At 67.6% G+C, this 25,261-nt stretch carries 29 protein-coding genes; 14 read left to right on the top strand and 15 right to left on the bottom strand.

Annotation, left to right across the window (positions count from 1 at the left end; all coding sequences use genetic code 11):
• The first annotated feature begins 45 nt into the window (after positions 1 to 45).
• Entirely contained in the window at positions 46 to 729 is a 684-nt protein-coding gene (locus tag KBX71_RS15200) for a winged helix-turn-helix transcriptional regulator (protein WP_210818550.1), read from the top strand.
• A gap of 33 nt (positions 730 to 762) precedes the next feature.
• On the top strand, positions 763 to 1,392 hold the full coding sequence (locus KBX71_RS15195; protein ID WP_210818548.1) for a VOC family protein: 630 nt from the start codon (positions 763 to 765) through the stop codon (positions 1,390 to 1,392).
• A 21-nt stretch (positions 1,393 to 1,413) separates the two neighbouring features.
• On the opposite strand, the gene KBX71_RS15190 is transcribed toward KBX71_RS15195, so the two are convergent.
• On the bottom strand, positions 1,414 to 1,878 hold the full coding sequence (locus KBX71_RS15190; RefSeq protein WP_210818546.1) for a DUF3592 domain-containing protein: 465 nt from the start codon (positions 1,876 to 1,878) through the stop codon (positions 1,414 to 1,416).
• A gap of 113 nt (positions 1,879 to 1,991) precedes the next feature.
• Positions 1,992 to 2,906, bottom strand: coding sequence for an SDR family NAD(P)-dependent oxidoreductase (locus KBX71_RS15185; protein ID WP_210818545.1), 915 nt, complete (start codon positions 2,904 to 2,906; stop codon positions 1,992 to 1,994).
• Between the two features lie 100 nt (positions 2,907 to 3,006).
• Between KBX71_RS15185 and KBX71_RS15180 the strand changes: the two genes are divergently transcribed.
• Together KBX71_RS15180 and KBX71_RS15175 are read left to right on the top strand one after the other, a co-directional pair.
• The gene (locus KBX71_RS15180) at positions 3,007 to 3,672 is read left to right on the top strand and encodes a TetR/AcrR family transcriptional regulator (protein WP_210818543.1); all 666 of its coding nucleotides are present in this window, start codon (positions 3,007 to 3,009) and stop codon (positions 3,670 to 3,672) included.
• 56 nt (positions 3,673 to 3,728) lie between these two features.
• The gene (locus KBX71_RS15175; protein ID WP_210818541.1) at positions 3,729 to 4,613 is read left to right on the top strand and encodes a S41 family peptidase; all 885 of its coding nucleotides are present in this window, start codon (positions 3,729 to 3,731) and stop codon (positions 4,611 to 4,613) included.
• Positions 4,614 to 4,659: 46 nt separating this feature from the next.
• Here the strand turns inward: KBX71_RS15175 and KBX71_RS15170 are convergent, their stop codons facing one another.
• Together KBX71_RS15170 and KBX71_RS15165 are read right to left on the bottom strand one after the other, a co-directional pair.
• Positions 4,660 to 5,916 carry an MFS transporter gene (locus KBX71_RS15170; RefSeq protein ID WP_210818538.1) on the bottom strand — a complete coding sequence of 419 codons (1,257 nt, stop codon included), beginning with the start codon at positions 5,914 to 5,916 and terminating at the stop codon, positions 4,660 to 4,662.
• Position 5,917: 1 nt separating this feature from the next.
• On the bottom strand, positions 5,918 to 6,502 hold the full coding sequence (locus tag KBX71_RS15165) for a winged helix-turn-helix domain-containing protein (RefSeq protein WP_210818536.1): 585 nt from the start codon (positions 6,500 to 6,502) through the stop codon (positions 5,918 to 5,920).
• A gap of 223 nt (positions 6,503 to 6,725) precedes the next feature.
• Here KBX71_RS15165 and KBX71_RS15160 point away from each other — a divergent pair, with 223 nt between their 5' ends.
• The 7 genes from KBX71_RS15160 (at position 6,726) to KBX71_RS15130 (ending at position 12,270) form a co-directional block, all read left to right on the top strand.
• Entirely contained in the window at positions 6,726 to 7,103 is a 378-nt protein-coding gene (locus tag KBX71_RS15160) for a DUF2089 domain-containing protein (protein WP_210818534.1), read from the top strand.
• Positions 7,103 to 7,360, top strand: coding sequence for a hypothetical protein (locus KBX71_RS15155; RefSeq protein ID WP_210818532.1), 258 nt, complete (start codon positions 7,103 to 7,105; stop codon positions 7,358 to 7,360). The genes KBX71_RS15160 and KBX71_RS15155 overlap by 1 nt, the downstream gene beginning before the upstream one ends.
• A gap of 11 nt (positions 7,361 to 7,371) precedes the next feature.
• The gene (locus KBX71_RS15150; RefSeq protein WP_210818530.1) at positions 7,372 to 7,794 is read left to right on the top strand and encodes a hypothetical protein; all 423 of its coding nucleotides are present in this window, start codon (positions 7,372 to 7,374) and stop codon (positions 7,792 to 7,794) included.
• A gap of 684 nt (positions 7,795 to 8,478) precedes the next feature.
• Positions 8,479 to 9,477, top strand: a complete 999-nt coding sequence (locus KBX71_RS15145) for a radical SAM protein (protein WP_210818525.1) — start codon at positions 8,479 to 8,481, stop codon at positions 9,475 to 9,477.
• On the top strand, positions 9,474 to 10,586 hold the full coding sequence (locus tag KBX71_RS15140) for a PEP-utilizing enzyme (protein ID WP_307847082.1): 1,113 nt from the start codon (positions 9,474 to 9,476) through the stop codon (positions 10,584 to 10,586). The genes KBX71_RS15145 and KBX71_RS15140 overlap by 4 nt, the downstream gene beginning before the upstream one ends.
• 53 nt (positions 10,587 to 10,639) lie before the next feature.
• Complete coding sequence (locus KBX71_RS15135) at positions 10,640 to 11,188, top strand: hypothetical protein (RefSeq protein ID WP_210818523.1); 549 nt, start codon at positions 10,640 to 10,642, stop codon at positions 11,186 to 11,188.
• Positions 11,185 to 12,270, top strand: coding sequence for a pentapeptide repeat-containing protein (locus KBX71_RS15130; RefSeq protein WP_210818521.1), 1,086 nt, complete (start codon positions 11,185 to 11,187; stop codon positions 12,268 to 12,270). Before KBX71_RS15135 ends, KBX71_RS15130 begins: the two co-directional genes overlap by 4 nt.
• Positions 12,271 to 12,286: 16 nt before the next feature.
• Here the strand turns inward: KBX71_RS15130 and KBX71_RS15125 are convergent, their stop codons facing one another.
• Together KBX71_RS15125 and KBX71_RS15120 are read right to left on the bottom strand one after the other, a co-directional pair.
• Positions 12,287 to 12,883, bottom strand: a complete 597-nt coding sequence (locus KBX71_RS15125) for a PEP/pyruvate-binding domain-containing protein (RefSeq protein WP_210818519.1) — start codon at positions 12,881 to 12,883, stop codon at positions 12,287 to 12,289.
• A 421-nt stretch (positions 12,884 to 13,304) separates the two neighbouring features.
• A complete protein-coding gene (locus KBX71_RS15120; protein WP_210818518.1) occupies positions 13,305 to 13,646 on the bottom strand; it encodes a GlsB/YeaQ/YmgE family stress response membrane protein in 342 nt (113 codons plus the stop codon).
• A gap of 33 nt (positions 13,647 to 13,679) precedes the next feature.
• Between KBX71_RS15120 and KBX71_RS15115 the strand changes: the two genes are divergently transcribed.
• Both KBX71_RS15115 and KBX71_RS15110 read left to right on the top strand, forming a co-directional pair.
• Positions 13,680 to 14,141, top strand: a complete 462-nt coding sequence (locus KBX71_RS15115) for a GNAT family N-acetyltransferase (protein ID WP_374102602.1) — start codon at positions 13,680 to 13,682, stop codon at positions 14,139 to 14,141.
• An 83-nt stretch (positions 14,142 to 14,224) separates the two neighbouring features.
• Positions 14,225 to 14,620: a DUF6357 family protein gene (locus KBX71_RS15110; protein WP_210818515.1), complete on the top strand. Its 396-nt coding sequence runs from the start codon at positions 14,225 to 14,227 to the stop codon at positions 14,618 to 14,620.
• A 394-nt stretch (positions 14,621 to 15,014) separates the two neighbouring features.
• Here KBX71_RS15110 and KBX71_RS15105 read toward each other — a convergent pair whose 3' ends face one another.
• The 3 genes from KBX71_RS15105 to KBX71_RS15095 all read right to left on the bottom strand — a co-directional run bounded on the left by KBX71_RS15105 (position 15,015) and on the right by KBX71_RS15095 (position 17,361).
• Entirely contained in the window at positions 15,015 to 15,308 is a 294-nt protein-coding gene (locus KBX71_RS15105; RefSeq protein ID WP_210818508.1) for a DUF1330 domain-containing protein, read from the bottom strand.
• A 113-nt stretch (positions 15,309 to 15,421) separates the two neighbouring features.
• Entirely contained in the window at positions 15,422 to 16,876 is a 1,455-nt protein-coding gene (locus KBX71_RS15100) for an MFS transporter (RefSeq protein ID WP_210818506.1), read from the bottom strand.
• A 26-nt stretch (positions 16,877 to 16,902) separates the two neighbouring features.
• Entirely contained in the window at positions 16,903 to 17,361 is a 459-nt protein-coding gene (locus KBX71_RS15095; protein WP_307847079.1) for a MarR family transcriptional regulator, read from the bottom strand.
• A 498-nt stretch (positions 17,362 to 17,859) separates the two neighbouring features.
• Between KBX71_RS15095 and KBX71_RS15090 the strand changes: the two genes are divergently transcribed.
• Positions 17,860 to 18,651 (top strand): SDR family NAD(P)-dependent oxidoreductase, encoded by a 792-nt coding sequence (locus KBX71_RS15090; protein WP_210818505.1) that lies wholly within the window; start codon positions 17,860 to 17,862, stop codon positions 18,649 to 18,651.
• A 357-nt stretch (positions 18,652 to 19,008) separates the two neighbouring features.
• Here KBX71_RS15090 and KBX71_RS15085 read toward each other — a convergent pair whose 3' ends face one another.
• From KBX71_RS15085 to KBX71_RS15060, 6 genes are all read right to left on the bottom strand, one after another.
• On the bottom strand, positions 19,009 to 21,081 hold the full coding sequence (locus KBX71_RS15085; RefSeq protein WP_210818504.1) for a hypothetical protein: 2,073 nt from the start codon (positions 21,079 to 21,081) through the stop codon (positions 19,009 to 19,011).
• 4 nt (positions 21,082 to 21,085) lie between these two features.
• Positions 21,086 to 21,514 carry a hypothetical protein gene (locus KBX71_RS15080; protein WP_210818503.1) on the bottom strand — a complete coding sequence of 143 codons (429 nt, stop codon included), beginning with the start codon at positions 21,512 to 21,514 and terminating at the stop codon, positions 21,086 to 21,088.
• Positions 21,515 to 21,660: 146 nt separating this feature from the next.
• Complete coding sequence (locus KBX71_RS15075; RefSeq protein WP_307847095.1) at positions 21,661 to 22,872, bottom strand: helix-turn-helix transcriptional regulator; 1,212 nt, start codon at positions 22,870 to 22,872, stop codon at positions 21,661 to 21,663.
• A 19-nt stretch (positions 22,873 to 22,891) separates the two neighbouring features.
• On the bottom strand, positions 22,892 to 23,053 hold the full coding sequence (locus KBX71_RS15070; protein WP_210818501.1) for a hypothetical protein: 162 nt from the start codon (positions 23,051 to 23,053) through the stop codon (positions 22,892 to 22,894).
• 112 nt (positions 23,054 to 23,165) lie between these two features.
• Complete coding sequence (locus tag KBX71_RS15065) at positions 23,166 to 24,350, bottom strand: helix-turn-helix domain-containing protein (protein WP_210818746.1); 1,185 nt, start codon at positions 24,348 to 24,350, stop codon at positions 23,166 to 23,168.
• Between the two features lie 333 nt (positions 24,351 to 24,683).
• Positions 24,684 to 25,124 (bottom strand): hypothetical protein, encoded by a 441-nt coding sequence (locus KBX71_RS15060; RefSeq protein ID WP_210818500.1) that lies wholly within the window; start codon positions 25,122 to 25,124, stop codon positions 24,684 to 24,686.
• Between the last annotated feature and the right edge of the window lie 137 nt (positions 25,125 to 25,261).

The following is a 25,261-nucleotide window of genomic DNA, read 5'->3' as shown; positions in this document are numbered from 1 at the left end:
GAACAAGTGATACTCCTGAATTAGGATCCGGGTAGGGTGGACGCTATGAGCGGCATGCGTAGTTACGGAGATCCGTGCGGTGTCGCGCGTGGACTGGACATCATCGGCGAGCGGTGGGCGCTGCTGGTGGTACGCGACCTTCTGCTCGGCCCCCGGCGTTTCAACGATCTGCTCGGCGGCCTGCCCGGCGTGAGCCCCAACGTGCTGAGCCAGCGGCTGCGCCAGTTGACCGAGCACGGCGTGGTGCACCGGCGGGACCTGGGCCCGCCGACGCGGGTCCACCTCTACGAACTGACCGAATGGGGCCGCGCCCTGGAGCCGATCCTCCTTCAGTTCGGCCGCTGGGGAAGCCAGTCCCCCCAGCTCCCCGACGGCGCTCTCGGCATCGACTCCCTGCTGCTCAGCATCAAGGCCGCCTTCGATCCGGCACGAGCCCCGGAACTCGCCGGCACCTATGCGTTCCACATCGACGCCGACACGTACCTCGCCGATGTCGCCGACGAGACGGTGCGGATCCGGCGCGGCACGGCGTCCGAGCCCGATGCGGCGCTCAGCACCGACATCGACACCCTTCGGGCCGTCTGTGGCCAGGAGATCACCCTGACGGCGGCGGTGGAGTCGGGCGCGCTGCGGTTGAGCGGCGACGAGGACGCCAGGCGACGCCTCACCGACCTGCTCCTGGCCCCGTTCACCCCCGCATCCCAGCTGGCCGGGCCGTCGCGGCGCTGAGGGCGCAACAGCACCGATGTTAGGTTCGCTGCCATGACTGCGCAGATCAGGGCCGCAGAGTTCCACGCGGCCGACGGAGTCGAGGACTGGCGCTGCCTCTACCACCTGGTCTCGGCCTACTTCCCGACCGGCTCGCTGGCCGAGGGCATCGCGCTCGTCGAGGAGATCGGCCGGCTCGCCGACGAGGCCCAGCAGCAACACCTCAGCGTCGACCTGCGCGGCACCGGCGTCACGGTGAGCCTGACTCGGCGCGACATCACGTTGGCCCGGCGGATCTCGGCCGCCGCGAAGGAGCTGGACATCCACGCCGACCCGACCGCCGTACAACTCATCAACATCACCCTCGACGCACTCGCCGGCGCGGACGTGCTCCCGTTCTGGCGGGCGCTGCTCGGCTATCGCCAGATCGGCGACGACTACCTGTTCGACCCGTCACGCCGCGGCCCGGGCTTCGGGTTGCAGCCAATGGACGAGGCGCGCCCACAACGCAACCGCATGCACCTCGACGTAGCCGTCCCGCACGATCAGGCAGAGGCTCGCATCGCCGCCGCCCTGGCCGCCGGCGGCCACCTGGTCTCCGACGCGCACGCACCCATGTGGTGGGTCCTGGCCGACGCCGAGGGCAACGAGGCGTGCGTCGCTACCTGGGTCGGCCGCGACTAACCGAATCTTGAGCAGCCCGAACTAGGCGCGGGTCGCCTGCCGTCGGCGGCGCCGTTTGAGAAGCTCATGGATGACGCCCCACAGCCCGACGAACGCGAGCGCGATCCCGCCGAGCGTGGGCAGAAACTCCGCCCCGCCTCGGGACACCCACAGCCGGCCCTGCTCCGGGGCATCCGGCGCGTAGAGGACCGTGACGGAGTCACCGTCCCGGTAGAGGGAGCCGCTGCGGGTGACCATCTCGCTGAGAACGACCTGCCGTCCACCGGGTACGGCGTACTGGAATTCGTAGTACGTCCCCTGGCGCTTCGCGAGTGATGGCGTCTCAGCTGAGCTGATCAGCGTGGCGGTCGTGTAGACCTCCCCCGGCCAACCTCGATGGTCCCAGATGATGGTGACGCCGAGACCGGTCAGCAGGATTCCGCACATGACTGCCGTCAGTGCGGCCCGCATCGCCGAGACACCTGTGAGGTTGCGGTACTCAGCCATGGCCGAGAGGATATCCGCGCCCTGCAAAGGGTTGCCGGGTACGCCCTTCAACCGCGGCGGGACCTCTCCCGGTCCCGCCGCAACCCAAAATCACCCGCCCGCCCTTGGCGCGGTCACACCGTGGCGGCCGCCTGGCCCGCCGGGAACCGCACGCCGGTGAGGTCTTCCGAGATGGCCCAGAGGCGTTGCTGCACGCTTACGTCATAGGACTCGGGGCTGGACGTGACAAGCCGCGGGTAGCCGCGCGACTCGGCCAGGCCGTCGGGGCCGTAGTATTGCCCACCGAGGACGGACGGGTCGGTGGCGGCCCGCAGGGTGGGCAACGCGCCCGCCGTCGCGGGCTGGGTGATCGCGGGGGCGAGCCAGGTGAGCGGTCGGCGGACGACCGCCGGGACGTTGCGGGGCAGTTCGGTGTTGGAGATGCCGGGGTGTGCGGCCACCGCGACGGTGGTGCCGTGCGCGGCGAGCCGACGCTGCAACTCGTAGGTGAACATCAGGTTGGCGAGCTTCGACTGGCCGTAGGCAGCCACCCGGCCGTAGGAACGTTCCCACTGCAGGTCGTCGAAGTGGATGGCGGCGCGGATGCGGTGGCCGTTGCTGCTGACCGTGACCACCCGGGAGCCGGGCACGGGCAGCAGCAGGTCGAGCAGCAGGCCGGTGAGCGCGAAGTGGCCCAGGTGGTTGGTGCCGAACTGCAACTCGAAGCCGTCGCGGGTGGTCTGCCTCGGGGCGTACATCACACCGGCGTTGTTGATCAGCAGGTCGATCCGCGGGTGGGTGGCGCGCAGGCCGGCAGCGGCGGCGCGCACCGATTCCAGCGAGGCCAGATCCAGTTCGTGTACGGAGACATCGCCGTTGATCCGGGCGGCGGCCAGTTTGCCCTTCTCGGTGTCGCGCACGGCCAGCACGACCGACGCTCCACGCTCGGCGAGCCGCCGGGCGGTCTCGAAGCCCAGCCCGGTGTTGGCGCCGGTGACCACGGCCACTCGCCCGTCCTGGCGCGGAATCTGCTGCTCGGTCCACTTCATCTCAGGCTCCTTATGTACCGCCGGTAACTTATGCCAAAACGGTAAGGTACCGGCGGTACGCTGTCAAGGGACCGGCGGTACCTAAGCTAGGGTTGGCGGTATGACGTTCCAGCGGGCGCGCAGCGAGGAGCAGCGTGCGGTCCGGCGCCGGGCGATCCTGGAGACGACCTCGGCGATGCTCGACGAGATGCCGGTGGCCGAGGTGACCCTGAACGAGCTGAGCCGGCGGGTCGGCCTGGCCAAGACGGCGGTGCTGCGCTATTTCGAGTCCCGCGAGGCGATCCTGCTCGACCTGCTGGACGACCGGACGACGACCTGGCTGGCCGAGCTGGAGCAGGAGTTGGCCCACGGTGTCGACCTGAGTCGGTCCGCGCTGGAACGGGCAGAGCAGACGGCAGACGTGCTCAGCCGGTCGCTCGCCGCCCAGACGGTGCTCTGTGATCTCTTCGGCGCGCAGGGCGGAGTACTCGAGCACAACGTCTCGGTCGAGGTGGCCCGCCGGCACAAGCGGGCCTCACTGGGCAAGCTCGCGGTGATGGCCGGCCTCGTCCGACGGCACCTGCCAGAGGTCGGCGACCACGCCGAGCTGTTCTGCCTGAACGCCCTGATCATGGGCGGCGCGCTGTCCGCCTACACCTCGCCGCCGCCGAGCCTGCTTGCCGTCTACGAGTCCGAGCCGGCGCTCGCGGTCCACCATGTCGACCTACGGACAGCCCTGCGGGTCGCCATCATCACCTCGCTCGTGGGCATGCTGCCGCGCTCCTGAGTCGCTGCGCGAAACTCGGTGGCCATGGGGCTGTTTGCGGTCTAGCGTGGCCCGCCGTGCTCTCCAACGAACAGATAATCGGACAGGCCCTGGACCGCATCGATGCCGGGTACGTCTTTCCTGAAAAGGTCGCGGACGTCGACGCCGCGATCCGGCGCCGGCTCGCGGCAGGCGAGTACGACGACCTGGACGGGCCGGCGCTCTGCGAGACGGTGACCACCCACCTTCAGCAGGTGTGCCCGGACAAGCATCTGCGGCTGCTGTGGTCGGACCAGCCGCAGTCGCTGGATCCAGCTGACGAGGACGGCGGGCGGGCCGCGTTTCTCGCGCTGCTCAGGACGGAGAACCAGGGTGTCCGCCGGGTCGAGCACCTGGACGGCAACGTCGGGCTCATCGACGTGCGGCGCATCGCGTACGCCGACGAAGGCGCCGCCGCGATCGGGGCGGCCATGCAACTTGTGGCTCTCAGCTCCGCGCTCATCCTGGACCTGCGCGCCTGCTCCGGCGGAGCACCGGAGGGAGCCGCGATGTGGTGCAGCTACTTCTTCCGCGACGACCAGGTGCACCTCAACGACTTCTACGAGCGGTCCACCGGCGCCACCCGCCAGTTTTGGACAACGCCATACCTGCCCGCACCGCGCTACGCGGACCGCCCCGTCTACGTGCTCACCAGCGCGATGACGTTCTCTGGAGGCGAGGACGTGGCCTACACCCTCCAGGCGCACGGCCGGGCCGTCGTCGTCGGTGAGACGACGCGTGGCGGCGCGCACCCGACGGCCCGCCACCCGGTCACCGAACACATCCTGGTGACCGTGCCGACCGCCCGGACCATCAACAGCGTCACCGGCACAAACTGGGAAGGCGTCGGAGTGGTGCCCGACGTGCCCGTCCCGGCTGACCAGGCACTCGACACGGCACTCAAGGCCATCTCGGCCGCCTAGGCGCTGCTGCCGTCGGCGGCCGTTGCCGAGCCGCCGACGGCATGGCCTACCCGACGTCGACGGTGGCCCGCTGCCGTACGGCGGGACGCTGCTGCCGTACGGAACGCAGGCCCACGTAGGCGACCGCGCCGGAAGCCAGGTACAGCAGGGCCTGCACGTTGAGCACGAGTACGACGTTGAGCACGTCTCCGAGCAGGCCGGCAGCCGCCATGCCCAGCCCCTGCGCCGCGTTGAAGATGGCGAAGTAGACGCCGAAGGCGCGGCCCAGCTCGGTGTCGGGCACGCTCTGCTGGATCTGCGCGAAAGCTCCGCTGGCGTACGCGATGCCCGGCGCGCCGACCAGGATGAACAACCCGATGTACCACTCGGGTTGACGGGTGACCGCCGGCCCGTTCCAGATGACCAGGCTGATCAGGGCGAAGGTGGTCGCCCCGAGGCTCATCAGCAGGCGAGGGCTGAGCCGCGCGCCGAGCAGGCCGACGATGAGCCCACCCGCCACGCCGCCGATCGCCTGGACGCCGCGCAGCACACCGGTGAGGGTGCCGTCGGCGTGTAGCGCGCGGCTGACGAAGACCACGAAGAGCACGACGAACAGGCCCTGCGCGACGCCGCCCAACGCCACACTCACGAGCGTCAGCCGTACGGTGCGGTTGCGCAGCATCGTCGTGAGGCCGGCTCGCCAGGCGGTGAGGAACGACGACGTACGGTCCGGGCTCGTCGGCGCCGCGGCGGCGTGGTGGGCGGCCCCGCGGCCGGCGGCGATCAGTGCTGCCGTGGTCACGAAGGCCACGGCGGCGCCGACGGCCAGGTAGCGGGTGCCGTCGCGGGTGATCGCGAAGCCGCCCAGCGAACCTCCGATGAGGCGTCCGACGCTCATGTTGAGCGCTATCACGCTGTTGGCGCGCACCAGGTGCGCGGGCTCGACGAGGCGCGGCAAGGCGGCGTTGCGGGCGGAGTCGAACGTCTGCGTCAGCACCGCCTGGGCACCGGCGACCAGGGAGATGATCCACAGGTGGTGGTCGGGTTGACCGAGCAGGGGGATCACCACCGCGGCCTGCAGCACGGCGACGCCGCCCATGAGCCGGAACCTGTCGAAACGATCGGCGAGAGCACCGGCGAACGACCCCAGCGTGATGCCGCACAGCAGCTCGACGAGGAAGACGGCCGAGGTGGTGAGCGCCGAGCCGGTCACCCCGAACACGTAGATCGGCAGCCCGGTGAGCAGCAGCCAGCTCGCCACGCTGGAGAAGAGCCCGGCAGCCCAGATCAGGACGAATCCGCGGTGTCGCAGTAGCGTCAGCATCTCAGAGGAACTCCGGCGTGGGGTACGCCTGAAGGTTGAGGCTGACCGGCCGAGCGCCGCTCGGGGGCGCGGTGCGCAACGGGCGCAGGTACGGCCGGATGACGGCGTCCAGGGTCAGGGCTAGGTGTCGCAACTCCTCCGGGGTGAGCGACAGGGTGTAGCTGTGGAAGGTGGCGCTCTCCCGCCACTCGTCGGTCAGTTTGTGCTGCTGATGCTGGTAGCGCTGCAACGATCGGAACACCTCGTCGAGCTCCAGGGCGGTCAGCGCGTCGTTGAGCTGCTGCCCCTCGGCATCATCGGGGTCCGGGAAGAGTTCGAACCCGGTGGCGGCGGCGCGCCACGGTCGGTCTCGCCGGTTGGTGCCCTCGGCGGGGACCCGCTCGATGAGGCCGTGCCGGGCCAGTTGGTGCAGGTGGTAGCTGCAGTTCGACCCGGTGTCGTCCAGGGCCTGGGCGCACTGCGCGGCGGTTCTCGGGCCGGCGGCCAGCAGGTAGCGCAGCAGCCGCAGGCGCAGCGGGTGCGCGAGGGCCCGCAGCTTGGTGGCGTCCTGGACGCGCACCCGGCGTTCTGGCTCGTTCAGCTCCATGGGTACCCCTTATCGAAAGACTCCTTTCGTTTATACGTCCTCCTGACCTGTGTTCGCAACAAGCCTTTCGCATCGGCCGGCCACAGCGGTGGCCGTGAGGTGGGGCGCGCGCTGATGCGACCCGGCCCGCTCGTGCCAATGAGCCGTCCGCCCCAGGCGCGATATTAAGAAAATTAAGATCAACGTCTTGGAAGTTTAACTTCTTTGAGCTACAAATTCAGGTATGACAGAACAGGCGATGGACTGGCAGGACCTGACCAGCCTGACGCGGGGGCAGCCGTTCGTCGTCGAGCGGGTGCGCCTGGTGAGCAACGGCGTCGCGATCGAGGGCGAGTTCGAGCCACCGCAACTGGCTCAGCTCAACGTCGATGATCAGGTCTTCGTCACGGCGTTCGTGCGGTGCCACGGTTCGATCAAGGAGATGGAACGCATCTTCGGGGTGAGCTACCCGACGATCAAGTCACGACTCAACCGGATCACGCAGATGCTCGACTTCGTCGAGACCGACCCGGCACCCTCGCGAGCCGACGTCATCGACCGGTTGCGCCGCGGTGAGATCACCGCACAGGAGGCGCTGGCCGAGCTGGACGGCCGGACGTGATGCCGCAGTTGGTGACCGTCAAGGTCAACCGCCCGGACCGCCGGCCCGTCCGCGTCTGGGTTCCGGTGCTCACCGTGGCGATCGTGCTCTTCCCGGTCGTGGTCCTGGTCGTGGTGGCGGCGATCGTGGCCTGCGTCGTGTTCCGCATCGGTGTGGTGCGGGCACTCGGCGCCGCTTGGCGTGTCATCTCGGCGCTGCCCGGCGCCCGCTTCGACATCGAGCAGGGCCGCACGGCCGTGCTCGTGGCTATCCGATAAGGAGAGTTCGAATGACCGAACAACGCAAGGACATCCTCGACATGCTGGTCGCCGGCAAGATCACCGCGGAGGAGGCAGAGCAGCTGATCGCCGCACTCGAACGGGACCAGGCACCAGCGACGGCGAGTCACGACGCCCGCCCGAAGGGCAAGGTGAAGTACCTGCGGGTGGTGGTGGACGCCACCGACAACGGCGAGCCGTCGCGGGTCAACGTGCGGGTGCCACTGCAACTGCTGCGGGCCGGTGTACGGCTGGCGGCGCTGATCCCGCCGCAGGCTCTGGTCAAGGCCAATGCCTCACTCAGCGACTCGGGTGTGCCGATCGACCTGACGCAGCTCAAGCCCGAGCAGTTGGAGGCGCTCGTGGAGCACCTCGACGAGGTGACCGTGGAGGTGGACTCACCCGATGCCACAGTGCGGGTCTTCTGCGAGTAGGCGCCGTGATGGGACGGGCCCTCGAGAGGGTGCTCGAACACCCTCCCGAGGCTGCGCCCGCCGCAGCAGAGCACAGGTGAACTGCCAACCTGAAGTTTAGCCACTCAGCGGCAAATCAGCGGAGGGACCACTCGGACGGGTGGTCCCTCCGCGCCGTCCCGTGTACCAGGCGAGGCGGGGCCTACCCGGTGCACCGAAGCCAGCACTAGGGTGCGTCGGGGCCGGCGTGCAGGACGGCGCGGGCCTCCGCCGAACGGGCAGGCCGCCGCTCACTGGCGGGGCGTTGGTCGCGTCCTATGTCGCTATTCCGTTTACGACATCACCGGCCGCACGAGTGGCCGGGCACCGCGAATTACTCGCCACCGGACCACGCCTGCACCACCGCCCCAGAACAGCGGAGCGCGAGTCGCCACTGTGGAGCGCCGCGCGCGTCTCGGTGGTCGCCTGACAGTGTCCCCGGCCCCTGCGATCGGCGTGGTGGGGGCGGCCGGGGAACCGGGGCCGGGACGAAGCCCTCCGCCGCAGCGAGGAGCCGCTCCGGGACGTGCGCGAGGTGCTCCTGCGCCGGGGGCGACGCCGTGACAGCGGAGAAGCCCAGTCGGCTGCCTCCCCAGCCGTTGGGACGACTTGTCGTGACGGCGCGGAGAGGGCTGACAGTTAGTCGATCATCTGTATCCTGACGTCGTGCATGTTCCGGCCGCAGACATCTACCTGACCTACCGATGCAACATGCGATGTCGACATTGCTTTGTGGGGCCTGCCCTCGATCAGGGCACAGATCTTCCGAAGTCCGCCCTGATCAGCTTTCTGCAAACCGCACGCTCGCAGTGGGACACCCGCGAGATCTCTTTCCTGGGAGGGGAACCAACGCTCTATCCCCATGTTGATCTGGCTATTAAGCTCGGCCTCGAATTGGGCTATCACATCAGGCTCGTGTCAAATGGAGGGTCCTCGCTGCTCCGTCTCATGAGGCGTCACGGCGCGGAGGATTTCGATCTGGCGGTGAGCCTGGACGCCGCCACACAGGCCCGACACGACGCGCTGCGGCGGCCCGGCTCCTTCCGCACGGCGGTGGAGTCCATCATTGTTGGACGTCAACAGGGGCGCCGGGTGTCCGCGATCCTCTCGGTGGGGCGGCACAACCTCGACCAAGCACTCGACACCTTGCTCCTGCTGGGCAGCCTCGACGTCGATCACGTCAACGTCCACTACGTCACAGACCGTGGGTTCGCCACAGCGGACATGCTCGCGAGCCCAGAAGAGTGGCGTCACCTGCGAGACGAGATCGTCGGTTCGCCAGGGCTCCCTGACGTGCGTTTCGAAGGGACCTTCCGACCGGCTGGCCGTCCCCTCACCTGCGCGGCCGAACAAGAGTCGATGCTGATGCTCTTCCCGGACCAACGGGTCTACTCCTGCACAATGTTCGTGGGCCTTCCCGACGGCAATGCGCACCGGTGGAGCGACGGTGCCCTGATTCGCAACGAAGATTTCCGTCAACGCTACCGCCTGACCGCCGGGCCATCGGGGCACTGCCCCGCCGTCTCATTCGTGAACGAGACTCTTCCGAGGTCGGCCGAAGCCGCAGATTGCACAATCGGTTGCATCTTCGACAAAGAATTCATAACCGCCAGGCAGGCGGGCCACGCGGCAGCACTGCCAACAATCGACAGGAGAGCCCAGTGACCTCGAACCGGCCGGTGGAATACTTTCGCCAACACTCGGCACTGGCGGACTGGTTGAGAGCTGTTCGCGCCGAGGCGCGAAACACCATCCTCGCCGAGGACTCCACCCGCTCCGGCCGCCTCGAGTTGCTTTCTCAGCTCATGGGGTTGCCCATCATCGAGGCGATCACGTTCGACGGCAGCGAGGTGGCGAGCAGGTCCGAGAGGTTCACGAGCTTCGCCGGCTCCGCCCAGGGCCGCTACGCCGTGCGTGCCTTCCCGCGGCGGGAGGATGGCGGGCAGGTGCACCGGAACCGCAACCTCCCTTTGCCCGCGCTCGTCGACTGGCTGACCCAGCAGGACCTCGACCTCAACTCCTACGAGATCGAGATCAGTCAGCACCTACCCAACCATTGGGCCACCATTTTTGTGGTCAACAGCGACGGGGTGATCGGCGAGATCGTCCGGGGCAGTCTGCGCCAGCTGACTCAGGGTGGCCCCGGCACGGCGCCGTCGGTCAGCTACGTCCACGACTTCCAGAACTGGAAGATGGAGGCACCGACCCCGGAGTGGCTGCAGACAGCTGCCGCCGCGGTGGCGTACACGACGGTGCCCGACGCCGACGTTCGCGCGCGACTGCAAAGCACATTGAACTGCGAGTTCGCCCGCGATCTTCACCTGTGTGGATACTTCGAGGCGATCGTCACCCCGGATGGCGACATCAGGTTCATCGACTACAACATCTCCCTCGGCGACCAGGTCCCCGCGGCGTTCGTGCACCTCATGATGGACCAGGGCGGCAGCGGCGGTGACGTTCGCGGCCGGACCGCCAGTCGGGGCAGCGTCACCGGAAGGGCGCGGGTCGTGGTGTTCGAGGACGTCGCTTCGGCCCAGCTCACCCCCGGGGAAGTGCTCGTCTGCGTCGAACCCACCCCGGACATGGTGCCCCTCCTCGCCAAAGCCGGTGGGTTGGTAGCCGACCGTGGCGGGGTGTTGAGCCACGCCTCGATCGTGTGCCGTGAGCTGGCCATTCCATGCGTTGTCGGCACCACCAACGCAACGGAGATCATTCCTGACGGCGCGATGATCGAAGTCAATGCGGACGCCGGGCTGGTCCGGGTGCTGCCCTGATCCATATCATTCGATAGACAGACCCGAAGGAGCCCAGCGGCGAGGAGACGTCCATGCACCTGTGCAGCCGGGAGGACTTCGCACGGCTGAGGCAATCCGGTGAGCTGAGCCTGTCGACGCCCGACGGCGTCGAGCCGGTTTTCCTCGACGAACACCGACTCGGACTGCACATCGCGGATATTCACCGGCTCACCGACGAGGTCGATCTGCGTGACACGAATGCGGCGTCGTCCGACCCGCTGGATCCCACCGATCTCTGCCTCGATCCGGGGTCCTTCTATCTCGGCATCACGAGGGAGAGGTTTGTTCTCGGCGGCGGCCTCGCCGCGTCGTTGCACACCCGGTCGCGCTACGCGCGGCTCGGGCTGGAGCTGCTGGGGTCGTCGAACTTCGTCGTCCCCGGTTTCGGCTCCACCGGCGAGGCACCGCTTGTCTTCGAGATCTCTGTCAAGAAACTGACACGGGGCTTCTCCCCCACTACGCCATACTGCTTCCTTCTCCTGTACCGCCTCTCCTCGCCCCGCAAGGCACCAAACCCAATGGATTATCGTCGGCGATTTCCGCTACACCACCCAACACAGGTGGGGGACCTGACAGCGTGACGACACACCCCTATACCGGCACCTGGTCGCCCGACCAGTTCCGCGGCAAGACACTCGTCGGCGTGGACTTCTCCAACCGATGTCTGGTAGGCGTCGACTTCACGGAGGCAGTTCTCAAGGACTGCGACTTCTCGAACAGCGACCTCAGCCATGCCAACTTCACCGGGGCCGACCTCTATCGATGTAACTTCTCGCGCTCCGTGCTGTACGCCGCCGAGTTGGACAACGCCAACCTGACCCGGGCCAACTTCACGCACAGCTTCATCTACGGATGGCTGCTGAACTCCACCGCCAACGTCACGTACGCCCAGCTCCTGAACTTCTCCATTGAGGAGCGGAGGCGGACGGTCATCGTCAGCGAAACCCACCCCGACTACATCAGGGCCATCGCCTTCGGTCAGCAGATCGGCCCGACGGCGGATCTGTGTCAGCAGGACTACCAGGTTGGCAACTATCGACACACGTTCACAGAGTTGGAACCGCAGGAAGCGGCACTCCAGAAATCGCAGGTCTACAACCGCCTCAAGCGGCTGTACCGGGAGAATCAGAACGGCGAAGCCGCCCTGCATTGTCTCTACCAGGAGCGGTACTGGCTGACCCGCTCCTACTACCGGCTCAGTCCCCTGACACTGGGTCGCTTTCGAGAGAGCATGGTGAAGACGGCCGTCCGCACCGCCGGGGCATACCTCGCCGAGGTGATCAGCGGGTACGGTGTGCGGCCCGGCAGGATCGTACGCAATCTTGTTGTGCTGTGGCTGATCTTCACCATCGCCACCACCATCATCGGAGCCACGTCTAGCTCGAATGGGGTGCTCTACACGACGCCCACCCGCCCGGCGGTGACCGCAGCCGCCCGGGTCGCGGCGCCGCAAACGGCACCATCCGTCGTGGACATCGGTAAGCCGAACGTCCAGTACGGACGCACACTGCACTACACCCTGCTGTCCACTGTCACTCCGGATCCACAGCGCTATACCGCGTACGGAATCATGGATCTGATCTCGCTGGTCTACTTCTTCCTCGCGGCGATGCTGCTCGCGCTGCTCTTCTCGTCGGTGTTCATCCGCCTCCTCAGCGAGTGAGGGCGGCGAGCCGGTGTCAGCTGAGGAATGAGATGGGTCTGCTCTGCAGGATCCACAGGTCGCCGTCGCGCGCGGCCCACTCGATGTCCTGCCCCTCACCGAGAACCTCGTCGCAGGTTCGCGCCACGCTGGCGAGCTCGGGGAGCAGCGGCGCAAGGGCGGGCGACACGTCCTCGACGTCGGGGGTGACGAGGGCTCCGCTCGGCTCCAGAACGACGTAGTCGGCCGGACCGGCCCCGGCACCGGGCACGACAGCTTCGATGACGACTTGTCGGTCACCGGTCACCGGGTCACGGGTGAACATGACGCCGGCACACTCACCACGGATCATGGGCTGGACGATCGCGGACATCCTCGATGGCGCGAGGCCCATGGCCTGGCGGTAGGAGTTGGCAGGTCCCTCATTCAGCGACCGGTACACCGCGTGCAACGCCTGGCGGACGCCGTCCGGCTCCGGTGCCACGTCGAGAACGGTGCGGAACACCCCTGCGTACGACTCGTGCTTGCCGTCCTCCGCGACGGCGGACGAACGCACGGCGACCTTGCCCTCGCCGAGCGCGGTGAGGGCCTCGGCAAGCTCGGCCGCGACCTGGGCGGACTCCAAGCGCTCCATACCCCGCACGGTGACGCAGAACCCCGGCGGTACCCGAACTTCGTGCTGCATCAACCTGGCGAGGGCGAAAGCCTTGCCGCCCACCGTTTCGACGCCAACCGCCGTCGCGGCCTCCAATGAAACGATCTCCACGTCAGCCCTCACAGCACTCATCGCGCACCATATTCAGGCGGCAGTTCGGCCCGGACTCGGACGGCCGGCGGCCAAGCGGCCCGCAGTCATTCAGGGGAAGCATCAGGGACAGTCTAGAGACACCCGTCGGTCAGCGGGTGGGGCCTATCAGCGTCCCCAGCCCGCTCCCGTGCCGACCTCACTCGCGCCCTCCAACTGCATGACAGCACCGGCCGCCGCGATTCCCAACAAGCCATAGCGGAGATCCTGTCCAGTCTGGGCACCTGACGTGTTCCAGCCGGGGGCTTCTTCAGCTCTTGGCCTGGCTGCGACGGGCCCGCCGACGGGGCTTGTCGTCGCCGCCGGCAAGCCGGGTGAAGGTGAGCATGTTCGCCAGCGCCACGGCGATGATCGCGACGCCGACCTGGATCGCGAGCACGACCCAGTCCCAGCGCAGCACCCACACCTCCACGCCGGCGCCGTCGTCGATATCAAGCGCCCTGGCGACCACTGTGCCCAGCACGGCCGAGCCGACGCCGATGACGAACGTGGCGAAGAAGCCGATCCGTTGCCGCCCCGGCAGGATGAGTCGGCCGAGCAGGCCGACGAGGGCACCGATGAGCACCGCGCCGAGATAACCAGTTACCAGCATTGCTGTGTCTCCCCTCCAGCAGTGCCCAGGTACATGCCCGAATCTCACGTTCCCGGAAACCCCGCTCCGGCCTCGACCGGTCGCGGGATGGTGTCGAAGCGACGCCATCGGGCACGTCGATGGGCGCCCCACGGGTGGCGTTGCGCGGCTCGCACGAGCGAAGAGTGGCAGGAGCTGATGCAGTCTCGTCCGCTGCGCCAGTACCGGTTCATCACCCTCAGGGACGAGACCGTGGGGGTGGCGAATGTGGAACCCCACCCGGACGGAGAGGTGGAGATCACCGCCTTCGGACTGATGCCGGAACATGTCGGAAAGGGTCTCGGCGGCCATGCGCTGACGCTGACCATCCGGCAAGCCTGGGACACTGAGGCCCTGGGCTCTCCGGCCGTGCGCAGGGGGTGGCTGCACACCTGCTCGTTGGACCATCCGAATGCTCCACGCAACTATCAGCGACGCGGCATAACTGTCTACCGCACCGAGGTCGAAGCCGAGTAGTTGTCGGCTCAGGCCGAAGCAAACCGGCGGTACGACCGCGGCACCACGGAGGACTATTGGTAGCTGGAGACGGGGATGGCGAAGTGGAACGCGCCCGGGTCCGGAACGTGCGGCCCGCCGTAGCGGAAACACTCCCCGCGCTGTGGCGCCCAGCCGTTGTAGAACAGCTGATAGCAGTCGCCGATCGCTCTGCCGGAGACAACGAGGTGTTCACCATTGAGGACGAGGAGATGGGCGAGGGGATTCAGCTGCACTTCTCCGCGGACTCCATCGCCCGGATCACGACGGTGCGACACCGGGAAGCCGGGTCGGATCCGCAGTACCAGGTCGAGTACAGCCTGGTTGACGGGATCGGCGGATACCGGAACCTGGTGAGCGCCTTCGTCGGCGGCGGCTGCGCCGCACTCGAACAGCACGGTCCCTGGATGTCGAATGTCGCCGATTTCGAGCGGGCACGCCTTCGGCGCAACGCCCGGTAGTCCCAGAGCGAGGCCGGTGCCGAGGCCAGCGGCCGTCAGCGGGTGGGGCCGACCAACGTCGCCGGTCGCGCCACACCGCCCGGCGCCGGCTGCGCGCGGGCAACATCGGCGATCACGGTACGCGCCGGAGGCCGACACCGAACCTCAGCCGCAACCCTGCCCCCGCCCCGGTGATCATGAGGTTGACGGACGCTTTGATCTCCACGAAGCCCGCCAACCTCATGATCACCCGGGTAGGAGGGGGCTGGGAGGATGTGGATCGCGGCGGCGAGCGTTGCGGCCAGGGTCAGGCGGCGGACGTCGCCCGGTCGGCGGCCAGCCACCCGAGGTCAGCCTCGCCGAGCTTCACCAGCAGCGACGAGGTGATCCGGCATCACCGATGCAGCCTCGATCGTCAGTCGAGGCCTTCGATGATGCGGAAGTCGCGCTCGACGCCGTCAGCAAGTGCGGCCAGCGCCTCCTGGTAGGCCGCACTCGCATGTGCGGCGACCGCCTGTTCGAAGCTGTCGAACTCGATCAGGATGGTGCGCCCGGCGATTCCGGCGTCGTGTGCGACGACGCGACCGTCGCGGGCAAGCACCCGCCCGCCCCCGGCCTTGACGGCCGCAGGGGCCAGCTTGTTGTAGGCGGCTAGCTTCTCGGGGTCGGAAATGGTGCGGTAGGCGCTGACCCAGTAGCCCTTGGCCACGGTACCTCCTGTGTTGGGAATTGATGCTCAGGAATATGCTCGGATCCGATGGCCGGCACGCTGTGGGTCAGCGAGCCGACGAGGACGGTGTCGAAGTCGGACGGCTTCGATCCTCAGGTTCCGGTTCGATTCGACCGGCCCAGGCCCGGCACACCGACTGGGGCTGTGCTCGGATTGGTCTCGGGTGAGCGTCGGCGGGCGAGGGCGAGGCTGGCCATCGTCGTGATCGCCATCGCGGCGACGCCGACCAGCGCCGCGGTCGTGTAGGCGTCGTCGTTCGGAAAGAGGCGGCCCGTGGCGGTGCCGGCGGCCAGGACCAGACCGCCGATGGCGCTGCCCAGGGAGTACCCGACGCTGCGGACGACGTAGTTGAAGCTCATGGCGCTCGACGTCTCGCTCTTGGGGGTGACGGCCAGGATGACGCCGGGCATGGCGGCCGAGAAGCTGCCGACGCCGAAGCCCAGCACGCCCATGGCCGCGAGCAGTTCGGCCAGGTTGGACCGGGCGGTGGCGAACAGGACGAACCCGCCGCCGACGATGGCGGCGCTGCCGGCCAGGAGCAGGGGGCCGTCGATCCGTTCGCGGACCCACGGCGTGAGCTTGCCGGCGACGAACCCCAGGACGGAGAACGGGATGAGGACCAGCCCCGCCACGAAGGTGGTCAGTCCGAAGCCGTAGCCGGCGCTGTGCGGCGTCTGCGCGTAGCGGGTGATGAGCGTGAGCAGGAGGTACATGCCGCACCCGCCGACGAACATGGCGATGTTCGCGCCGGCGACCGCCGGGTGCCGTACCGCCCGGACGTCGACCAGAGGCGTCTTGGTTCGCAGTTCGGAAACGGTCCAGACGCAGAGCAGGAGGACGGCGGCGACGGCAAGGGTCACCGCCACGGCGAGGTGTCGGCTCCACAGGCTCCTCTCGCCGGCCAGGAACAGGACGATGAGCAGTCCGCCCGCCAGGACGAGCGCGCCGGCCAGGTTCACGTGAGCGGAGCGGCCTTCGGGAGCTGCGGGCATGGAGCGCCACGCGGTCACGAAGGCGATGGCGGTGACGAGCAGGCCGAGGCCGTAGGCGGCCCGCACTCCGCCGAACTCGGCGAACAGTGCGGCCAGCGGGTAGCCGACGCCGGCTCCAATGATGGAGACCACTGAGATCAGGGCGATCGTGGCGGCGCTGCGCTCCTCGGGAAGATGGTCGCGGGCCACGCCCATCATCAGCGCGGTGAGACCGAGTCCGACGCCTTGGGCTGCTCTGCCCACGAGCAACCAGGCGAACGGCAGCGGCAGCACGGTGAGCGCGCTGCCGACGACGACGATCGCCAGCGTGGCGAGAATCGTGGCCCGGCGGTGCGGACCGGCTCCGAGCCGGCCGAGGACGGGTGTGGCGACGGCGCCGCTGAGCAGGGCGATGGTCAGCGTCCACTGCGCGCTGTCGAGGGAGACGTGGAACGTGGTCGCCACGCTGGTGATGAGCGGCGTCCCGAGGCTGGCGACCGCCGCAACGACCAGGGCGATGAACATCAAGGCGGGAACCAGCAGACGTGCCTCGGAACGTTTCAGGGCAGTGCTCATGGGCTGGTCATGGGGCGCGGCCGCGGTCACCGTTCCGACTCCTCTCCGGCGCGGCTTTCCAGCTCCGCCAGATGCAGCAGCGCCGGAAGGGCTGCTGCCAACGCCTCGACCTCGTCACCGGTTAGCTCGTCGATCAACCGCGCGTACGCGTCGACGCCCGCCTGGCGTCGCGCCCGGACGTACGACGCGCCGGCCTCGGTCAGGCACACCAGCGTGACCCGTTTGTCGGACGGATCGCCCTTTCGCTCGACCAGCCCGGATTCCTCCATCACCCGGACCAGGACGGTCATCGCGGGCTGGGTGACGCCCTCGGCCACCGCCAGATCGGTGATCCGTCGGGGTCCGGTCTTGTCCAGGGTGGCCAGGGTGGCGGCGGACGTCAGGCTCATGTCGCGGGGAAGGCGTCTCACCGCCCTGGTGGCCAGACCGTAGAGGGCTGACCCGATGGCATCGGAAGCGCCGTACGCGGCGTCTCGGCGACTCACGGCTGAAGCATAGCAGATTTATATTAGTTCTTTATGCATCTCCCATCAGGGTGCGGCGACCACCGCCACGATCGCCGGTCCCAGGCGGAGGCGCGTAAATGCCTGGGCTACCGAGATGGTTGCCGTTGCCGCCAGGATCGGGTCGCCGCCGGCAGCGGCCAGCGATGATCGATCCGGCCGAACCGGCGTCGTGCACAGCGGCTCCGACCCAGAATGTGGAGTGCGGTGGCGGTATCCACGGCCGCCGTGCGAAGCGCCCGGTTGGGGTGGGTCAACACCACGGACCGGCACGAAAGACCCAGGAACCCCGAGGCGGGACTTTCCTCGCAGTCAGATCAATCGGCCGTGGCCGCAGGTACCAACGGTCCGACCACATGAGCGTCAGCCACTGACGCGGTGCTCATCAGATGCTCATCGGTCTGCGGCAAGGTCGAGAGGAACGCCTGCCGACGTCCGGCAGGTGCACCGATCGGCGACCACTCACTAGGAGAACAGCACGTGGACCTACAGCTCAGTGGCAAGACCGCATTCATCAGCGGATCCAGTCAAGGCATCGGTTTCGCAACCGCGAAGGCCCTGGCCGGCGAGGGTGTCAACGTGGTCCTCAACGGCCGCGACCCGGCAAAGCTGGCCGAGGCTGTCGACGTGTTGCGTCGGGAGGCGCCCCACGTATCCGTCACTGGCATCCAAGCCGACTTCTCGGTTGTCGATGACGTCGACAGGCTGTGCGACGAACTGCCCAGCGTCGACATTCTCATCAACAACGTCGGGCTCTTCGAGCTCAAACCTTTCGAACTCATCTCCGACGAGGAGTGGCGGCTCTACTTCGAGGTGAACGTGCTCAGCGGGGTCCGGCTCGCGCGGCACCTCATGCCGGCAATGCTCGATCGGGGGTGGGGCCGGATCGTGTTCGTGAGCAGCGAGTCGGGCGTCAACATTCCCGCCGACATGCTCCACTACGGCACGTCCAAGACGGCGATGCTCGCAGTGGGCAACGGCCTGGCGAAGCTCACGAAGGGCACTGCGGTGACAGTCAACTCGGTGCTGGGCGGCCCCACATATTCCGCCGGCGTCGCCGAAACGGTCAGGTCATTGGCCGATGCCCAATCCCTGCTGGAGGACGACCTGAAAGTGGCGATCATCGGCGCCAACCAGACCTCCCTGCTGGGACGCTTCATCGAGCCGAGTGAGATCGCAAACACCGTGACCTTCCTCGCCAGTCCCGCCGCGTCCGCAATCAACGGATCGGCGGTACGCGTCGATGGAGGCGTGCTGACAACGATTCTGTGAGTCCGCGGCGGGATTGACCCGCCGAGGCCTGAACCGGTGGCAGGGCCGTGGGATCACCGGGGCGGGCCCTACAGTGGGCAAGGTGGCCGGGGCGGCGAAGCTGCTTCCGTCGCCGGTCGAGCAGGAACCGGGCTGCGGTCCTGACCGCGATGCCGGGCATCGGGGTCAGGACCGCGCATCAGCGCATCATCAGGATCCGCCCTCGGGTAAGAGGATGCGCATCAAGCATGGTGGTGGTCTCGGTGCCCGTTGGCGGGATGATCACAAGCACGGCCTGTGAGAGTATTGTCGCGCAGCCGTCCAGTCAGCGGGTGAGGCCCGCCAAGTGCTGAGCTGACGGATCGCATCGTTGATCCGCTAATCCAGCGATTGGTTCCCGGCCTGCCGTGGCACGGGAACGGCGTCGCCAACCGGCTGATCATCTGCGGGCGCCGCCGTATCAGCCATAGCCCCTGCGGCACTCCCGCTGTCCGGTGGAGTCGTGGGAGTCGAGGGCTTCGGATCTGTTCGGACGTCCATCGAAGGAGCTGTGGCGCGGCGTGGTGCGCCGACGAACCACAGCGCCAGCCACCGCAGGACGCCAACGGCCGTGAGGATCACTCGTTCTGCTACCGCACGAGTGCTTCGGTAGGTCGAGAAGTAGAAGTTGAGATACAGCACCGACGGTAGGAGGGCAACCACGAACAGGGTGACGACGGCTGCTGGCCGGTCCGCGAGGCCGCCGGTCGGTGCGGTGATCCACAGAGACCACACCACCCCGGTGGTGAGGACCAGGCTCGCGGCCAGGTTGGACAGGAGGCCGCCTCTCCTGTTGATGGGGAGCGCGAGCATCACGGCGGCGGCGAGACCCCACGGCCACAGTCGCAACTCGGCGGCGTCGAGAAGGTCGCTCAGGGACAGCGATACCGCGATGTACCAGACCGCGCCGCCGAACCTCCACGGGCACCATGGCCGGAACCTGGTACGCGAGATGATGCGCAAGTCGCCGCCGTCGACCGGGTCCGAGCCAGTCAGGTCCGAGGTTTCGGATCGAATGCCACACAGCGTCGCGAGGCGAAGCAGGTGGGGCTTACTCAGAATCGTTGGGCTCACGCGATAGGCAGAGCGGTCTCCGTCGACGTACGAGTTAATGTGGTCGGCGAATTCCAAGATCCAGGTGAGCGACACGAAGAGCAGGCCGAGGCCCCAGCAGGCGACCAACAGCCAGCCGAGCGACAGGTTCCACGTCGGCCCACCCGCGGCCCACCACCCGAGCGCGAACCGAACCGGGTATCCGATACCGACCACCCCGAGTGTCAACAGCAGATTCGACCACCTCGAGTCTTTGGCAAGTCGGGCGGTGTGCCGAATCGTCTCGTACGCGATGCCCACGCCATAGATCAAGGGCACTGCGATCAGCAGCACAAGATCCGCGCGGGACACCCGCGGCTCGCCCGGCCAGCCGAGCGCTACGACCCAGCTCATCGCGATCATGCGCAGCAGCATTGTCAGTAGCGACGCCGGGACGCTTGCCGCACCGCCCGGCAGTCGGCCCCGCTGGGCACTGCTTGGCGCCTGAGCATCTTCGGCGATGCCCCGTATGTCGTTCCACTGGTACCGAGATTGGTAGACGAGCCATTCCACGGCGATGACGAAGAGCACCAATGCGCCGGCAGTCGGGGCCGGCCGCCCGTCTCGACCGACGGTCAGCGCTACGGCGATGCCGGCCACCACGAACAGCGCCTTGACGAGGTCGTCGGGGCGGGGCAAGACCAAGTACCGGAGGAGTTTCTTGCTGAGGGCTGGCGTCGGCGAGCCGCTGGGCAGCATCGAGCCGCTTTGTCGTCGGCTGGTCAGCGCGACTTGCCTGTGAAAGAAGGAGCGCCCGCGCATGTTTGTCTGAACCGTGTCGGTGAAGATGGTCAGCGCCCCGCCGCCGTACACGACCGCCATGGCGATCTGCCAGGGCGGGGTAAGCCAGAGAGCAAGGAACAGGGTTAGGCCACCGAACACCAACCACAGGGACACAAAGATCATCAGTGCCATGAATCTGCCGAATCCCCGGCCCCTGGCCAAGGTGGTGTACGAGACCGTCAGCTCGGCATAACTCAGCGGTTGCAGCGCTGGGTAGCCGGCCAGGTCGCGCAGTTCCAGCTGGCCGCGAATCTCCCGCTCCAGCGAGCGCAGGTAGAAGCTGCGCAGCACAGCCAGCGCACCCATCGCCTGGCCGTACGCCAGAATGCACAAGATGATCAGTGGCGCTCCGGCGACCAGCGGGGGCGGTACACGCTTCCCGTCGGCGACCTCGTTCGCGAGCGCTCCGAGCAGGGCCACGCCCGTCAGGGCGAGGGCAACCACCGACCCCTGTACGGCAGCGAAACTCCGTTCGTCGTCGCGGGCCTCGCTGTAGTCCAGCATCAGGGCGTCCAGCGTGCGGCTTGGCATCGACACCCGGTCACCTGCCCACGAGCAACAGCGACGCCGCCAACCGGTCCGCAACCCGCAGCGCACGCGGCCATGGCGGGCTCACGCCGCGCCACTGCAGCCAGGCGAAGTCGGCCGGCACCCGGCGGGCCAGCAGGCCGTCGAGTAGTAGCAGATCACCGGCCACCAACGGGCGCTCGCCCAGCCGGTCGAGGTGACATCGAGCGGTGCGGGGTTTGCGGGCCGCACTGATCAGACGCACGGGTACATCCAGCGACCTGAAGCGAGTCGAGTTGGTACACAGCCGGACGGTGCACTGCGGAAAGGCCGGGTTATGCCAACTGGCCAAGCGGGGAACCAGCGCCTCGGTCGGTTCGGACCAGTGGACGAGCCACGGTTCCACATCCAGGATCAGGTCGGTCGTCCCGTGTTCGTGCACATAGCGGTGCAGATCATCCATGTCACGCATCGGGATGACGCGCATATTCCGACCGCCTGTCCGCCATCGCATCGTGGACATGAGTCTGCCCTCACTGTCGCCAGGTGACTACGCCCGCTGGGAGACACGGTATGGAAGGCAGGCAACACCGGGTCGAGACAGTCCAGTCAGCGGGTGAGGCCGACCAGCGCCGCCAGTCGCGCCACGCCGGCCGGCGCCGGCTGCGCGCGGGCAACATCGGCGATCACCGTACGCGCCAGAGGCCGACACCGAACCTCGGCCGGCGCGACACTGTCCGCGTCCACCAGGGCCCGTGCCGCCCCGCGCAGGTCACCCACCTGGAGGTACGCCCGTGCGACGTCCACCAGGTACGCACCCCGATACTCGGCCGGCAACCGCCGCCACGACTCCCGCCGCACAACTGTCGAATGCCTTTGGAGCGCCTCGACGGCATCACCCCGTTGCGCCGCCACCAGCACCCGCGCCAACTCGACGGCGACCGGCCCAAAGCTGGTCCGGTACACATCGTCGTACCCCCTGAGCCCGGCGGCGACCCCCGCGGCCCGATCGATCAGCTCATCGGCGCGGCGAGTGTCGCCGCAGCCGGCGGCGGCCAGTGCGGCCTGGAGCAGCAACGTCCCACCCACGGCCCACTCCCCCACCGACCGCTGCCGCGCAAGCGCACCCTCGCCCCGTTGATCATGAGGTTGACGGGCGGTTTGATCTCCACGCGGCCCGTCAACCTCATGATCAGTCAGGTGGGAGGGGGCCGGGAGGATGCGGTTCGCGGCGGCGAGCGTCGCGGTCAGTGCGAGGCGGTCGCGGCCCGACGCGCGGATCGCTTGGGCTACCGAGATGGCCGCCGTTGCCGCCAGGATCGGGTCGTCGGCGGCGGCGGACATCGCCCGGTCGGCGGCCAGCCAGGCGAGGTCGGCCTCGCCGAGCTTCACCAGCAACGACGAGGTGATCCGGTTCGCCTGCACCAGCAACTCCGGTGTCCGGGCGCCCTGGACGGCGTCGAGCAGACCCGGCACCACCCGCACCAACTGCCCGTAGTGCGCGTGCTGGTAGCTCAGCCAGGCATACCCGACCTGCCTCCGCAGCTCGTCCGTCTGCGCTGGGACTTGCGGGGTCTCGTAGCGGGCGAGAGCGGCCCGGATGTCGTCCACCCAGTCCGGCGTGCCCGCCGAGGCGCTGCGCTGCTGGCCGAGCAGCACCTCCGGGTCGACCCGCAGGACATCAGCCAACTCCTGGATCACCGAGTACCGGTCCAGGGCGCGTACACCCCGCTCCACCTTGTCCACCCAACTCTTCGACCTGCGCAGCCGGTCGGCGAGCATCTGCTGCGTCATCGACCGCCGCACCCGCCACCGCGCCACTCGCCGGCCAATTGGAAGGTCATCGTTGGTCACGCCGCCACCGCCGGTCCGGGACCGCGCGGGTCGTGTCCTCCACCGGTACGCGCTCCGCCTCGGCCTGCGCCAGGAGACGCTGCTTGGCGGCCTCCCGCTCGGCCGCCTCACCCTTGTTATCCGGAGCGTTGTCGTCCTGCCCGCTCATCCCCGCCTCCTCCGTCATAGTTCCGGGAGGCTCGCTGCCCTCCCAGGCCAGGACGTGCTCACGTCCCAAACCGGACAGTAGAGCGGATTAGTGATGCGGTGATTACTGGAAGTTATGCGGCCAGGTTGATGCCGATGCGGCCGGCGAGCAGCCGCAGGTCGTCGGGGATGGCTCGGCGCTGGGCGCGCTGCGCCAGTGTCACCACGGCGTCGCGGGCGAGGGGGTTGATGGCGAACGGAATCGGGGCGGCCCGCTCGGCCTGTACGAATGCAGCCAGGGCCTCAACATCTCGGCGACCGCCGTCGGCCAGGGCCCGACCGAGGTCGAGCCAGTAGGACTGCTGGCGGATCGACGCTGCGAGCACCTGCGGTCGAACCTTCCGAGACAGCTCGATGACCCGGCCGGACTCGCCCTGCTCGGCGGCGATGGACATTTCCCAGAGCCCGACGTTGGTCGGACCGAACCCGCAGCCGTTGAAGCCGGCGCCGTCGACCGGATCCCCGAGCGTTGCCGCCTCGCGGGCTGCCTCGGCGAGGTGATCGCGAGCCACGTCCAAACGACCGCCTACCGTCGACGTCAACGCTGCCGAAAGATGGAGCTGTCCGAGCATCTGTCGCACTCGCTCGTCGTCGGCGGCGGCTTGCAGCTCGGTCAGCGACCGGTCGGCGGCACGGGCCGCGACCGATGCGGACTCGATCGGAAGGCTTTGCGCATAGGCGAAGCGAGAGGCTGCGATCCATGCCGGATCCTCGGTGTCTTCGGCGACCGCCCCAGCGAGCCGGGCGGCGTTGAGGGCCAGGTGGCGGTAGCCGAGGTTCCGCAGGCAGGTGGCTGCTTGGTAGGCGACCTGGACGAGCACGCTGCCGCCTACTGCGGCGGCTTCGAGCAGTAGGCCCGGAAGCATGCAGGCCATGCGCGGGTAGTTGCACGAGGTACGAAGCTGCTCGGCTCGGGCGATCTCGGCTGTCAGGTGTTCCGTTGTGTAGGTCGACGGACGGCGCTCGCCGTCCTCGATCTCGATCAAGGCCGACCAGATCGCAGGCACACACTCGGCAGCGCTCTCGCGGGCCGGATCACCGGGTTCGGTGCCCTGGCCGAGCAGGTCGGCCACTGTGACCTGGAGGGCTGCCGCGAAAGCGACCAGAGTGGAGCGGCGGTCGATGGTCTTCCGACCCGACTCGACCTGCGACACGTATGACTGAGTAACACCAGCAAGCCCAGCGAGGACGGCCTGAGTCATGCCGCCACGGCGCATCCGCCAGTACCGGATCCTGGCACCGATGGTATCCGGCTTCATCACCATGCCTTCGCCAACCTGAAGGTAGAGGACCAGGACAGCGGCCATGTTCTGCTGTCCCCGCAGTTTGGGACGGTACACCGATGAAGCTCCACCGTGGCCCCTGGCGCACGTCCAATCTGCTGTGTCGGCACGACTACCCTCCTTGGCATGACGTGGGCCGATTCCGATGCCTCGCGCCCCCTGGCGCCTTTCGCGCCGTCACAGCCGCCGTCATCAATACTCGATCGACCACAAGAGGCCGCTCCGGCTAGCCCCGCAACACCCATGCAACAAGACCAAGTCTTGACCTCCGGAATGCTAGCAAGGTACACCTGATGGCCAGGCGCAAGATCATTTTTCCAAGTACATCGTGGTGACGATGCTCGCGATTACACCCAGAGCGAAGAAAACGAAATTCGCGGCGAATCCCTGCCAGAAAGATCGGGTAGAGCTTTTCCTAACCTCAACCGCCAATTCTGCCCTAACCAACCGGGCCACAGCAATCCGTTGGGCGTCGTTCATCTGAGCCAAACTCTCGGCTTCTGCTGCATCACGCTTAGCTTTATCGGCGAGGCTAATCCGAGCCTGAATCTCAGCTTGAACCTCTTCCAACAAAACCGAAGAAGATCGCATTAGCTCGCCCAGATCAGCCAAGCGCCTTTCTAGCGTCAACTCCGGCAGAGGTGCAGATACTTTTCCTCGGATGCGATCTAAGACTACGGAAACTGACGGTAGCAGTGCTGCCAGCACGCCAATGGCAAGTGCAAGAGCAATGTTGCTGAGTTCATCCACAAGCAACGCACTATACGCGCGAAAATGACTCTCGGACAACCCCAGCAGCCATCGATGTTCGGACAGCTGGAATGCTTATCACCAAACTCAGCATGCTATTTCAACTGCTTGCGTCCGGGCTATCCGTCTACTGGCCG

This window comes from Micromonospora sp. D93 (assembly GCF_018070365.1).
In the GTDB taxonomy this organism is placed as follows: domain Bacteria; phylum Actinomycetota; class Actinomycetes; order Mycobacteriales; family Micromonosporaceae; genus Micromonospora; species Micromonospora ureilytica.
This window is presented reverse-complemented; position numbering and strand designations above follow the sequence as displayed.